The organism is Mucilaginibacter sp. (genome assembly GCF_041088075.1).
Classification (GTDB): Bacteria; Bacteroidota; Bacteroidia; order Sphingobacteriales; family Sphingobacteriaceae; genus Mucilaginibacter_A.
In genome coordinates this window covers 29,997-44,493 of the sequence record NZ_JBGCVY010000017.1, presented here as the reverse complement: position 1 = coordinate 44,493, position 14,497 = coordinate 29,997, and the positions used below count along the sequence as shown (strand labels likewise).

Annotated in this window: 8 protein-coding genes; 3 read left to right on the top strand and 5 right to left on the bottom strand. The window is 38.9% G+C overall.

The window, feature by feature from the left end; all coding sequences use genetic code 11:
* Nucleotides 1-3 precede the first annotated feature (3 nt).
* A complete protein-coding gene (locus tag V5804_RS03065; RefSeq protein ID WP_369589898.1) occupies nt 4-1,170 on the top strand; it encodes a DUF4249 domain-containing protein in 1,167 nt (388 codons plus the stop codon).
* A gap of 136 nt (nt 1,171-1,306) precedes the next feature.
* Entirely contained in the window at nt 1,307-3,700 is a 2,394-nt protein-coding gene (locus tag V5804_RS03060; protein WP_369589897.1) for a hypothetical protein, read from the top strand.
* Nucleotides 3,701-4,491: 791 nt separating this feature from the next.
* Here V5804_RS03060 and V5804_RS03055 read toward each other — a convergent pair.
* From V5804_RS03055 to V5804_RS03035, 5 genes are all read right to left on the bottom strand, one after another.
* Nucleotides 4,492-5,661, bottom strand: a complete 1,170-nt coding sequence (locus V5804_RS03055; RefSeq protein ID WP_369589896.1) for a redoxin domain-containing protein — start codon at nt 5,659-5,661, stop codon at nt 4,492-4,494.
* 31 nt (nt 5,662-5,692) lie between these two features.
* The gene (locus tag V5804_RS03050) at nt 5,693-7,108 is read right to left on the bottom strand and encodes a RagB/SusD family nutrient uptake outer membrane protein (RefSeq protein WP_369589895.1); all 1,416 of its coding nucleotides are present in this window, start codon (nt 7,106-7,108) and stop codon (nt 5,693-5,695) included.
* Between the two features lie 216 nt (nt 7,109-7,324).
* Nucleotides 7,325-10,858 (bottom strand): SusC/RagA family TonB-linked outer membrane protein, encoded by a 3,534-nt coding sequence (locus tag V5804_RS03045; protein ID WP_369589894.1) that lies wholly within the window; start codon nt 10,856-10,858, stop codon nt 7,325-7,327.
* Nucleotides 10,859-11,080: 222 nt separating this feature from the next.
* The gene (locus V5804_RS03040; RefSeq protein WP_369589893.1) at nt 11,081-12,280 is read right to left on the bottom strand and encodes a FecR family protein; all 1,200 of its coding nucleotides are present in this window, start codon (nt 12,278-12,280) and stop codon (nt 11,081-11,083) included.
* Nucleotides 12,281-12,702: 422 nt separating this feature from the next.
* Nucleotides 12,703-13,302 carry an RNA polymerase sigma factor gene (locus V5804_RS03035; protein ID WP_369589892.1) on the bottom strand — a complete coding sequence of 200 codons (600 nt, stop codon included), beginning with the start codon at nt 13,300-13,302 and terminating at the stop codon, nt 12,703-12,705.
* Nucleotides 13,303-13,688: 386 nt separating this feature from the next.
* Here V5804_RS03035 and V5804_RS03030 point away from each other — a divergent pair, with 386 nt between their 5' ends.
* Complete coding sequence (locus V5804_RS03030; protein WP_369589891.1) at nt 13,689-14,405, top strand: pyridoxine 5'-phosphate synthase; 717 nt, start codon at nt 13,689-13,691, stop codon at nt 14,403-14,405.
* The last annotated feature ends 92 nt before the right edge of the window (nt 14,406-14,497 follow it).

Genomic DNA, 14,497 nt, shown 5'->3' with positions numbered 1-14,497 from the left:
TTTATGAAAAGTAAAATGCTTCTTTTATGGCTGTTTATTCTAAGTTTAAACCTTGGTTGTAAAAAGGCTTATAACCCGCCTGCAGTAACTGCGCCCAGTAGTTATCTGGTGGTGGAAGGTGTAATTAACGGCAATTCCGACTCCACAATTATCAAGCTTAGCCGCACGGTAAACCTCTCTCAAAATACAAAATCTAAAACAGAAACCAATGCGAAATTAAGTGTTGAAGATGTGTCGGGAAATATTTATGCGTTAAAAGAAGCAAGCAGCGGCAGATATACTTGCGCCCCGTTAAACCTCGACAGCACGAAAAAATATCGCTTGCATATCCAAACTAATAACGGAAAAACTTACTTTTCGGACTATGTACAATTTACGCCCACGCCTGCAATTGATAGTATTGGTTATCATATAACCTCAAACGGGTTGCAGATTTATGCCAACACCCACGATCCTAAAAACAATACCCGTTATTACCGTTGGGATTTTGTAGAAACCTGGAGGTTTCATTCCAAGTATCAATCTGTTTCTATTACCAATGGAACTGATATCGTTCCAAGAAGGCCAGACCAGATGATTTATTATTGTTTTGGCAGCGATGTATCAAACAACATCATTTTAGGTTCTACGGAGAAACTGCAACAGGATGTGATCTATCAAAACCCAATCACAACGATTGTTTCCACATCCGAAAAAATTGAAATTAAATACAGCATCTTGCTTAAACAGTATGCCTTAACAAAAGACGCTTATTTGTATTGGCAAAACCTGAAAAAAAACACAGAACAGCTTGGAAGTATATTTGATGCACAACCTTCTACCAGTTCCGGAAATATACATAATGCCGCCGACCCTACGGAACCTGTTATCGGGTTTATCAGTGCTACAAATGTTAAAAGTAAAAGGATCTTTATATCGAACGATGCTTTGCCGCCAAGCTGGCAACCTGCATATCCTTATAACTGCGGCACGGATTCTGTTTTTGTTAATTATAATGGGAGAAACCAGGTGGCACTTTTTCTTATTCCTATAGGCTCTGCTTCTATCCCGATATATCCATTCTATTATCCCGGAAGTACTGCTAGGCCGGATGGTTACATCAGTTCTACCATTTCGTGTACCGATTGTACAATTCGCGGAACGACTAAACAGCCTGTATTTTGGAAATAAAGATGAAACAACAATGCTTCTTTTACCCATAAAATTTTGGTGTTTAACAGGATGATAAATTTGAATGTTTTTTATACGATAAAAGAAGCATCGGCAACCAAATGAACAAAACGAATTAGCTATAATAATTGAAGATATGTTAAAAAATATTTTACTCAGTTTTGTATTGGTGCTGCTGCTTTCGTTTGAAAGTAATGCACAAACCGCAACTGCTATTCAAAACAGTTTTGATGCTTATCAGCAGAAAACTTTCCAGGAAAAACTATTTGTGCATACCGATAAAAGCACGTATTTAACCGGCGAAATTTTATGGTTCAAGGTTTACAATGTTGATGCCACAAACAATAAACCCATCAATATCAGCAAAGTGGCTTATGTTGAAGTGCTGGACAACAACCAAGTCCCGGTGATACAAGCCAAAGTTGCTTTAAAAGGAAGCGGCAGCGGAAATGGCTCGGTTTACATTCCGGTTGCCATCAACAGCGGCAATTATCATTTGCGTGCTTACACCAATTGGATGAAAAATTTTAGCGCAGACAATTATTTTGAAAAAAACATAACGATCATCAATCCTTTAAAATCGCCGGAAACAACCGCAAACAAAGCAAAGCCAACTTATGACATTCAGTTTTTCCCGGAAGGCGGAAATTTGGTAAACGGTTTGACCAGCAAAGTGGCGTTTAAAGTAGTTAGCAAGGATGGGAAAGGTGTAAACATTAGGGGCGCAATTGTTAATCAGCATAACGACACTGTTGCCAGGTTCCGTCCTTTAAAATTTGGTATCGGTAACTTCACTTTTAAACCCAATTTAAAAGATACTTACAAAGCGGTAGTTTATATTGAAGCAGAAAACAAACCAATTGTAAAAGAACTGCCGTCAGTATTTGACCAGGGTTTTGTGATGCAATTAACAGACAATGCCACTCAACTGACCGTAACGGTAAACAGCAATTCCAATCAAGGCGAAGTGTATTTATTTGCGCATACCAAAAGTATAACTAAGTCTGTACAAAGTGCAGCTTTGGTAAACGGAACGGCCAAATTTTTAATTGACAAAGCTTTGCTGGGAGAAGGGATTTCACACCTGACCGTATTTAACAGCGACAGAAAACCAGTTTGCGAAAGGCTTTATTTTAAACGGCCGGCACAAAAAGTTGTGATCAACCTCAATCCAGACCAGGAACAATATGGCACGCGAAAAAAAGTAAATGTTGCCGTTTCGGTTAAAGACCAGCAAGGCCAGCCTTTGGTTGCTGATCTGTCCATGTCGGTTTACCAGATTGATTCGCTTCAAACTACAGAACCTGGAGATATTGTTAATTATTTGTGGCTCACTTCGGATTTGAAAGGCAACATCGAATCGCCGGATTATTATTTCAAAAACAAAAATGCAGAAGCCGACGAAGCCATAGACAATTTGATGCTTTCGCAAGGATGGAGCAGGTTTAAATGGGAAGAAGTTTTCAAAAACCCGCAACCTTCATTTTCATTTCTTCCCGAATACACCGGCCATTTGGTTACTGCCAAATTAACCGGTATCGCTACCAATAAACCGGAGAAAAACATTACCGCTTATTTGGCCGTGCCGGGAAAACGCGTGCAATTGTACACTTCTAACAGCGATTCTACAGGCAAATTGCTGTTCAATACCAAAGACCTTTACGGGCCGGGAGAAATTGTGGTGCAAACCAATACTGAAAAAGACAGTACTTACCGCATTGATATTTTAAGCCCTTTTTCAGAAAAATATTCCAAAAGTACATTGCCTGTTTTTGCTTTGACAGAAGATATGCAAAGCGCATTGAAAGCCCGAAGTTTGGATATGCAAGTCCAAAACCTGTATGCCGGAAATAAATTGAGGCAGTTTTACAATCCAAAAATTGACAGCAGTTCTTTTTACGGCAAATTATTTTCCCCCTACAAATTGGATGATTACACCAGGTTTACCACGATGGAAGAGGTTTTGCGCGAATATGTAAAATCATTGACCGTAATAAGACAGCAAAAGCGGTTTCATATCAGGATTTACGAGGAAAATGCAAGGTTTGGCGGAGACCCGATTGTGATACTGGATGGTGTTCCTGTTTTTAATATAGACAAAGTAATGGCGATAGACCCGCTGAAAATACAAAAGCTGGAACTGGTTAATAACCAGTATTTATGGCAAGCTACTGAATTTGAAGGGATACTAAATTTTACCACTTATAAAGGAGATTTGGGCGGTTATGAATTTGACCCTCACGCAGTTATTATTGATTACGAAGGCATGCAACTGGAGCGGGAATTTTATTCGCCCGTGTACGAAAGCAGCCAGCAAATGGCCAGCCGGCTTCCCGATTTTAGAAACGTGCTTTACTGGTCGCCATCTGTTTCTACGGGTGCACAAGGAAAAACGCAGGTAAACTTTTACACTTCAGACCGAACGGGAAATTATATCGGCGTACTGCAAGGCATTACCGCAACCGGCGAAGCGGCAAGTCAGTATTTTAAATTTAGTGTGAAGCAGGATTATACGGCGGGGATGAAATGAGGAGGTTGTAGTTTTTATAGAAGCATGATTAGATTTGGATTGATAAATTTTTGTCAATGCTTCTTTTACCACCTAAAAATCATTGGTTTGTTGTACCTTTTGTATCAATATACCACCTCCAAAAACGAAATTTACAGGCATAAAAGAAGTATTATAAATTCTTATGACAGAAATTTAAACAGGCTCTAAAAAATCTTATTTTATAATTTTTCATGATATTATCATTGCATCAATATTTAAAATAAAATTTTATGCTTTTTAATTTTAACAACAAAATTGTTTAAACTTTTTTTCTGTCCCTCTTTTTTTAAATTGATGCTTCTTTTATCACCTAAAAACCTTGGCCGTTTGGTTTTTCTGGTTGATCAAATGCAGGCAGGCATCAATTTTACCTGGTAAAAGAAGCATGGCGTTTTCTTTAATGTATAAATTTAAACAAGGTACAAAAGTTTAAAAAACTTTGAGCCAGTTTAAATTTTGTTCAACATATTTTCTATGCTTTTTTTACCGCATAAAAATCATCGGCCCATTGTACTTTTTGTATTGGAACAGCTTCCAAAAACAGGATTTACAGGCATAAAAGAAGCATTATAAATTTTTATGATAGAAATTTAAACAGGCTCTTTAACTTCAAACTTTTATTTCGGTGTCATTTTCTTACAATAATAGCCAGTTCAATTTATTGAACTGGCTATTATGATTTGGGCATGTTAAAATTAAAAAATTATAAAACGCTGGCTTATTTCAATAGTTATGAAAACACGTAACAAGCCATCAAAGTGTTCGCTCCATCAATTACCCAGCAATTCTGCCAATTTTTTATTTAACTCTTCACCACGTAAGTTCCTGGCAATAATTTTACCGTTCGGATCAATTAAAAAGTTTTGTGGTATTGCGTTTACAGAGTAAAGTTTTGCAACCTCATTGTCCCAAAATTTAAGGTCCGAAACCTGGGTCCAGGTCAGTCCGTCGTTCTTTATGGCATTTAGCCACGCCTGTTTTGCGTTTGATCTGTCTAACGATACTCCCAAAACGTCAAAGTTTTTATTATGATATGTAGCATAAGCCCTAACCAAATTTGGATTTTCTGCTCGGCAAGGTGCACACCAGCTCGCCCAGAAATCTAAAAGTACATACCGGCCTTTGTAAGAAGTTAGAGAAACTGGCTTGTCATTTACGTCATTTTGGGTAAAATCCGGGGCCATTTTACCTACCGCTGTACCCATCTGCTTTGCAAGCAAATCAGACTTTTCTTTTAGTTTAGTTAACGTTTCGGTTCTAATATTAGTTCCTGTTTGCTTCTGAGATAAAATAGCAATTAAGGAGTCTGCCTTAGATTTGGTAACATCGGTTGTGTTCAAAAACAATTTGGTAACCAAAGGAACAATTTCAGAACCAGGATCTTTTAAAATAAAGCGGTATAACATTTCCGGATAATCTTTAAGGGCATCGGTGTATTTCTCCATTGCTAAATTCCTTACAGATTGGCGGCCCCTGTAGGCAATCGTTTTCATATTTGCTATTAATTCCAAACCAGCATTAAATGCTTTGCTTGCCACATTATGGTATTCGGTAAATGCTTTTTGAGATGCGCCATTTTCAGTAAAATTATAGATTTCACCGTCTGATACAATGTCTGTTTGCCCCTTGGTTACAATAAGCGTGGTTTGAATATCTGCGGTAGGCGCTGCTAAAAACGGCTCAGGGCCAAAAGCCAAGGATAATGGCAATGCGTCGTCTCCTATCTTTCCTGTAAACTTATACTTTCCTCCAACCACCGACGAACTGTCAACCTTGCCGCCCGCATAAGGGGGATAGATAAGGAAAACTTTATCTGGCGTGGGTTTGAAGTTTTTTAAAGTGCCGTTAATAACAAAAGCCGACTCTTGCGCTAAAGCCAAGTTGCAAAAGGATGAAATTAATGAAAAGATGAATGTGGTTTTTTTTACTATATGTGTCATAATTTTTAGGCTGATTGAAATTTAGATTCAATTAAGGGTTTTGCGGCATGTTTGGATTATACCTCAACACGTTTAGGGGAATCTGTAAAACGTACCGCGGATCGTTTGGGTTTAATGTAGCAAAAACAGTATTCGTATTATCGTATCTCTGTACTGCCGGCATTTTGCCTTCGGCATTGAGGCGGCGCATATCAAGCCAACGCAGGCCAACGAACGGCAGTTCAAAAGTTCTCTCATCCAATACTTTGTTTAACACCACAACTTTGTCATCAGATATAAACTTTTGATAGCTTGTAGTGTCAAATCTGTTTTTTCTAACATCATCCAGTTGTTGTAAGGCAGTAGTTATATCTCCAGAGCGCGCAGCTGCCTCTGCTATGATCAGTTTCATCTCTGATACAGACGGGCCAATATTGGCGTTGTTTCCATTGCCCGTATTGTTTGCAAAACTTGGATATGCCATAACATAGTTTATCGTTCCCCGTTTCGGATTAAGAGAAAGGGTAGGTTTTCTGTTGTCTTTTATAAAATAAAACCTTAAATCCCCGCTTGCGAAACTATTATAATAAGATAGCGGGATAGGTATAGTGGCAACTGTTGACTTACTACCTGCTCCCCGGGCAAAAATCACATCTTTACGTGTGGCAAGCAAAGGCCAATTAGGATAAGCCGAAGGGCTGGTAATGCCTGTATTATAATCTATCATTCCTAACGAAGGTGCCGTTAGCGCCAGTTCTGCATACTTTTGAGCGTTTGCATAATCACCCATGTAAAAATAAGTTCGTGCCAACATACTGTTTGCAGCCGCTACCGATCCTCTAAAGCGATTCAGAACGTTGTCTTCGGGCAGTGCGGTTACGGCTTGCTTGAGGTCGGCAATAATATGATTGTACATATCTTGTACGGTGCTACGCGGAGGGACATCGGTAACAATATCAGAAGATTGTACAAACGGAACAGCCAAGTCCTGTGCTGCTGTTGCGGGGTTGTACGGCTTTCCATATAAATTTACAAGGTAAAAATATTCGAAAGCTCTGCCCAGAAGGGCTTCAGCTTTAAGGCTTTGCTTACGCTGGCTGCTGGCATCTTTTACATCATCAATACCATTTATTACGGTGTTATAATAATAAATGCTTGCATAAAAACCCGACCAAATATCCGGAGTGGTTGCTGCATCATTAAACTGCGGTGCCCAACGATATTCCAGGTCCGAAGCCGAACTTGACATGAGATTAAAAGGATAAACATCGTATAAATCTGTAAACCTAACGGTAACGAAGGCATTGGTTTCATAGGTTAAGATTTCGCTGTTTAACCATAGATCATAATCACTCGCTGTAACGAGCAGTTGCTTCCCTTTGGGTTGCACATCTAAATACTTTTCGCAGCCTGTGCACAACAGGACACATGTAATTAATAATGCCATGTATTGATATAATACTTTCATTCTAATATTTTTTATATTGTTATTGAGTGGTTTCTATTCAGTAATTGAACTTGTTTAAACTTATTCTTTTATGCTTTGCACCATGCTTCTTTTACCGCCTAAAAATTGACATTGCCTGGTTTTTGATTTGTCCACGCTGGTACAGACACCAATTTTTATAGGGTAAAAGAAGCATGGCCTAAAAAAGAGGGCCAGAAAAAAGTTTAAACAACTTCATTAAAAATTTGTAAATAAACCTAATGTGTAAGTAGGAGTTAAATAGTTTTTGGCAAAAGACCCTGTTGCCTGGCTCAAGTTATACTTGTTAAATCCCACGGTATATAGATTGGAAGCCTGCAACTTGACCTCAAAGTTGCTGAACCCAAGATTTTTAATAAAATTTGCTTTTAATAGATTGTACGATATGTTTACATCGGTTAATGTGAGGTATGAACCGTTGACCGTATAGGTATTTAAATAAGGGATAATATTAGAATAGAACACACCCGGAATACCGTCTAATTTTCCCACTACTTCATTTGGGTTCAGCTCGTCGCCAGGTTTCTGCCAAAAATTTTCAGAGCCGCTTATCGGTCTAATGTCATTAGGAGAAGGATAAGGTGTTCTTACTTTAAATCCAGTATAGGCAGTAACCATCGCATAAACATAAAAGTTGCCTATATCTATGCGGTTGCTCAGCCCAAAGTTATACTTTGGAATATAGCTGCCTGTATTCTCAAAATAATCGTTGCCAGGATTGTCGTTCGTATTAAGTTGAGCTACTTTGCCATCGGGGCCATATACCATTGGTACACCGGTATTGCTCAGTCCAGCATATCGAAAGCTGAACTGCTGCCCTAATGGATAACCTTTAACATAACCACCTAACATTTGCGCAAGAATTGTTGGACGGGTACCCCTAAAATATTGGGAGCTTTGATATATATCTAAAACCTTACTAGTATTTCCTGCAAGTGTAAACCCGGTGTTCCAGTTAAAATTTGATCGGGTAATCCAGTCGGCATGCAGGTTAATCTCAAATCCCCTGTTCCTTAAACTTGCCTGGTTAATCAAAGCCCCGGAAATCCCTTTTGTTGCATCTGTCTGGGTATTTCCCAAGAGGTCGCTGCTTTTTTTGTTATAATAATCAAAGCTGCCGCTTATCCTGCGGAAGAGCGTAAAATCAATACCGGTGTTGAATGTGTTGGTTTTTTCCCATCGCAAGCCGCTATTTGCTGGCGTAGCTAAGGTAAGTGCAGGTGAAGTAGAAGCCGTTACATAGTTAAGGGTTGCATTTGCAATAGTTTGTGGCAAACTTGCTTTTGCAACGTTGCCACTAATACCCTCTGCTACCCTTAGTTTTAGTGAGGTAAGCCAGTCAATATGTTTAACGAAATTTTCCCTGTCAATATTCCAGGCTGCGCCGAAAGACCACAGTGGCCTGTAACGGTATTTCGGGTCCTGACCGTAAATATTAGATTGATCTATCCTAATACTGCTTGTAAAAGAATATTTCTGTTTAAAGGTATATACGCCATTAAAGTAAGCTGACACGTAACGGTCGTCTGTATACTGCTGCTTAAACAAGTCGCCGTAACCAAGTGTTGGGTTAAAATAATAGTTGTAATTTGGAGGCGCATTTGCAACGTCGTTATAATTTACCGGTTGCGAGATGAGTGTTTGGCTGTTGTAGCCGAAAAAAGGTGACGAAGATAACTGATTAATCAGGCGCCTTACTTCCACACCGGCAATTGCGTTTAGAAAATGGTCTTTCCCAATATTTTTATTGTAGTCAAGTTGCGTTCGGGCAGTAAAACTCGTCAGCTTTGGATTTGTTTCCTGTAAATACCCTCCATTAGGAATACCTAATGTAAATGGGCTGGTGCTGGGATCCGTGTAGCGGTTAATAAGTTGTTTAACAACGGAAGACTGTCCGGACGCATTGTAATTTTGGCTTGTATTGGAACTCTCATAAATACCTCCAAAACTCAGCCTAAACCCATTTCCTATCAAATATTTAAAGTTAAGGGTAAAGCGATTATCAATAGTATGAGTATTGGTGTTAATTTCGTTAACATCTACCAAAGGATAATAAAGATTATCTGCATACCCCAACGGGATTTGATTTTTGTTGAATACATAATTGCTGTTAGACCCGTTATACGTTGGTGCGGGATTGCCTTGTGTATCTTTAAAACGCTCAAACGAGTAAAGTTGGCTTATATCAGGTACAGGAACATCATTTACGGTTCTGTCTAGATAATCGGTGGTAAGTTGAAGAGATAATTTTTCGGTGAAATTAAAATCGGTTCGCGCACTAAACTGCAGTTGTCTGTTATTATTTTTAATTTGAGTAAGATCGTTGCCCAAATAGCCGAGGGTAAAGTAATAAAGTGCTTTATTGGTTCCCCCGCTAACGTCTAAGTTGTATTGTTGGGTAACAGCAGGCCTGGTAAACGTGTGGCTATAGTCTGCATTGTTATTGTAAGATAATAAGTCTGCAAGCTGCTGATTCATATCCTCTTTTGAAAGCGTTCCGGAGATATTTTGGTAAATGATAGAAGAAACCGGATCTAAGGGAATATTATACTGGGGGTAAAATTGATAAGGGAGCGGCGGAGTAACACTTTTCACATATCTTGAATAGGTATCGTTTGGCGCCCAGCGGTAACCACTATAATTTTCCCTCGGCTTAATGCCAACAGTAGTACGAAAAGAAAATCGGGTTGCTCCAATTTTTGCTTGTTTGCGATCTATCACAATTACACCATTGGCAGCTCTTACGCCATAAACCGCTGCGGCCGCAGCATCCTTTAAAACAGTTACCGAGCGGATTTCGTTAGGGTTAATGTCATTGAGCGACAGTTCTGTAGGGTAACCATCAAGTACGATCAGGGGGTTTTGATTGCCTGTAATTGTAGAGAGGCCTCGAATATTAAATAACCCATTTCTATTGTTACCGGTATAAGTGTTGCTGTTAAAACTAACATCATTATTGATTACCAAACCGGGCAGCTTATTTACCAGCCCTGACAGAAAATCAGTATTGATACGGGATTCAAACTCTTTAGTACCTATTGATGCGGTTGCCCCTGTTATTTGGGTTGGCTTGATGTATTGATAGCCAGTACTTACCACATCTACCCCGTTTAGGCTGCCAATTGCGGCGGTAAGTTTTACCTGTAAAATATTCTGCGAAACTACTACTTCTTTGGGTAGATAACCAATAAAAGTAACCCTAAGGGTATCGTTTTTATTTAACCCTGCTAAAAAGAAACCGCCATCCTTATCTGTAACTGTAGACTTACCAGCGTTTTTAACCGTAACTGTAGCGCCAGAAAGCGTATTGCCCGTCTCTGCATCTTCTACGGTTCCCCTAACATCAATGGCCTGTTTTACAAGAATGGCATTTGGTTGCTTTTTAATGGAAACTATCTTGCCTTGGATCGAGAATGTTAAATTTAACCCCTTAAAAACAGTAACTAGCGCTTCATCTAACCTAGCGCCTTCAAAGTTGACACTTACCTTTTGCGTTTTTGAAATATCGTTGAAATTATAATAAAAATCAAAACCGCTCTGTTCCCTAATCTCTTTTAACACAGATGTTAACGTTACATTTTTTTGTCTTAAAGTAATTTTTTGCGCAAACGTGGTTGCGCTTACCTGCATTAGAGATGCAATTATTAAGACCGTAGTTAATCGCATAACCCGCAAAATTTTACGGTACAGGATGTTAGGTGTACCCGGAATTTTAGTATAAATTTTATACATTAGTAGTTGGTTTAATTTTTGGCAAACTGCCTCAATTTGATAATGAAAGGGACGTTTGACGCTAAACGGTTAATTTTTTCTGTTGATTGTTGCTAACCACAACCAGGAGTGTTCCAAGCACTTCTGGTTTGTTTTTTGGCTTTGTTGTCTTTTGATTTTTACATAGTTTAAATTTTAGTGGTTAATAAAATACTCAAATCTGTTTTTGTCGCGGAATGGATGTTACTTTGTTACGTATATTTTTCGTCCTTCAATTTTAAAGTGCACCTGTCCAGATGATTCAATTGATTTCAAAACGGTCAATAGCGGATTTTTTCTTGAGATCCAGCCACCAGATTTAATGTTGTCAGAAACGGATGAATCATATACTACCTCCACATCATACCACCTGGAGATTTTCCGCATAGCTGTTTTAAACGCAACGCCATCAAGAAAAAAATCCCCGTCTTTCCAGTCTATAATATTTTCTACATCGGCCTTGCGTACAGCTATACTTTTGCCCGTATTTAATGCCTGTTCGCCAGGTTTAAGCATATAAACAAGCTGCCCTGCCTTCACCTTTACAGATCCTTCTAATAATGTAGTAACAATAGCAGGCTCGTCGTTATAGCTGTTGATATTAAAATGGGTGCCCAAAACCTCAACGTTCTGTTTGCCTGTTTTAACTATAAATGGATGCTTTTTATCTTTAACTATCTCAAAATATGCTTCTCCCGTTAAATTTACCACGCGCTTGCCGTTATCGTTTAACATTGTATAAAACGTCAAGCTCGAAGCAGAATTTAACCAAACCGAAGAACCGTCTGGCAAGCGCAATCGGTAGGTCTCTCCGTTGGCAGTAGATAATGTATTCGTTTTGCCCGGAAGGCTAAGGGATGTCTGGTTGCTGTATATTAATTTACCATCAGGAGATTTTATAATATTAACACCCTGCTCTGCCGCAATTTTGCCATTTACAGCATCTGACAGCAAGATTTTTTTTCCATTGGAAAGGGTTAAAGTTGCACCGCTTCTGCCAGGGGAAATAATTGAAACGGCAGAAAAATCTTTATTGCCAACGCTGTCTTTGTTATGATTATAAAGATAGGTGCCGGTAAAAATTAACAGCAGCGCTGCGGCCCCTGCCATCGCTGTACGCAACCAAATGAGCTTATTTCGTTGTTTTTTTACCGTAGCCGCTTTGGTAATTGAATGGATATGTGTAAACAAATCAGCATCAACTTTGGCAACAATCTTAGTTATTTCCAAGTGATTGGAGTGGCTTTCATCTTCCTTGCTAAGCGCATCAACAATCATCTTTTTTAGTAAATGCTGATGCTTGCCAAGTTCAAAGTGCTTCATCAACTCCTGGGTTTCTTCCAAAGAGCAATTGTTAGCTAAGTACTTTTCAAAAAGTAAAGTGGTTCGGTGGGTATCTTTCAACTTTTGATTTTAACCCAATACGGAGCTGGGCAAAAAAATCCTTAGTCTGATTGCAAATTAATTTAAAAAAGTTTTAGGGCCTGTTTATATTTATGAACTTGTTTAAACTTATTTTTTTGTGCTTTACACCATGCTTCTTTTATCACCTAAAAATTGGTGGGCAATTTGTTCTGATTTGTTAGGCTGATGCAAACACCAATTTTTATAGGGTAAAAGAAGCATCAGCCGGAAAAAGAGGGGCCAGAAAAAAGTTTAAACAACTTCTATATCAGAAAAAATTACAGTGCTTCTTTTATGCCTATAAAACTTGTTTTGGCAATTCATGCTAAAACAAGCATGAAAATTTTCAGTTTTTGGGTGATAAAATAAGCACAGGAAATAACTTGAACAAAATTTAAACCGGCTCTAAAACCAAGGAACCCTTACAAGCGGTTTAATAGAAAGCCTAACAAAGTCAGCACTACAGCATTAGAGGGTGGTTGAAACCGGTTTTTTAAAAACCTGTTGGCTTTTAGCATGTGGCTACTGATGGTTTTGCCGTTGATGCCCATTATATTTTCTACCTCTTTATAAGTTTTGCCGTCCAGTTTACATAAAGTAAATACTTGTTTGCGTTGCGGCGGCATCAAATCAATTGCGCGCTGAAAGATTTCGGAGTTTTCCTTACGCGTAATGTCCTCTTCAATGTGCTGATACAGATCAGATGTAGCGGCCATCAATTTAAGGAGCAGCCGTTTATCCTTGGCAGCTTTTCTAAAATAGTCATAAACCAGATTTTGACCGATATGAAATAAATAAGATTTAAAAGGTTTTTCCGGGTCAATTTGGTTTCTGGTTTCCCAAATTTTTAAAAAAAGCTCCTGTAAAATATCCTTTACCAGATCGTTAGATTTTAAGAGTTTACATAGGTTTCCGGCAAGGCGGAATTTATAGCTGTCATATATAATTTTGAACGCGCGCTCATCACCCTGCTTCAATTTAAGCAACAGTGCTTTTCCATCGTCCAAAGTAGCGGCAGTCATGTTAGTCTGTTACAAATTCGATTTAATATAATTAAGCCCAATGTAAAAACTTTTTTGGAATAAGCGTAATAATAATTGAACTTTCCATGCCTTTGAAACATAGCCATCAATATATGTTGTTTCAGATGTGCAAATTGCAAAAGCCTGGCGAACTATTCGGTCTTGAGATGTAAAAACGAAATGGGGGCAGGACGTGTCAGGCTGTATCTATTGCCAACAGTTCATCGGCCTTAATCCATGCGTTTTTTGCTTTAGTAAACGTACAACAGTTCAATTTACACTACCCAAAACGATGGTTTCTTTTGAAAGAATAAAACCACACCAATTTTTAGGCGATAAAAACAGCATCCCTCCAAACATCTTTCCAAATCCCTACTTTTACCAGCATGACGCACCTTTCCGTAAACATCAATAAAATAGCAACCTTGCGCAATTCGCGCGGCGGCAACAACCCTGACTTGGTAAAAGTAGCTTTGGATTGCGAACGTTTTGGCGCCGAAGGAATCACCGTACATCCGCGGCCTGATGAGCGGCATATCCGTTACCAGGATGTCTTCGACCTGAAAAAAGTAATTGCCACCGAATTTAATATTGAAGGTAATTGCCAGGAACAAAAGTTTGTGGATTTGGTACTGGCCAACAAACCGGCACAAGTTACTTTGGTTCCCGATGTTTTAGGCCAGATCACTTCCAACCACGGTTGGAACACGCTCAAGAACCAGGATTGTTTAAAACAAATCATTGCTGTTTTTAAGGCACAAAATATCCGGGTTTCCATTTTTGTTGATCCGGTTGTAGCAATGGTAGAAGCTGCGGCCACAACCGGAACAGACCGAATTGAATTGTACACCGAAGCCTACGCTTCCAACTTCCATCAAAACAAAGAACAAGCTATTGCGCCCTACATAAAAGCTGCGGAAAAAGCAGTGGAGTTAGGCTTGGGTTTAAATGCAGGCCACGATTTGGATTTGCACAATTTAAAATACTTCGCCCAAAACATCCCCGGCTTGCTGGAAGTAAGTATTGGCCATGCTTTGATTGCCGATGCTTTGTATTTGGGTTTGGAAAACACGATACAGATGTACAAGCGGTGTTTGGCGTAAAGTTTTTTCCGTTGTTGATGCTTCTTTTATCGTGCAAAAATCAGTGCAACAGGTTTTCGCTTTTTTATCCATCCGAAAAAAACAGTGCTAAA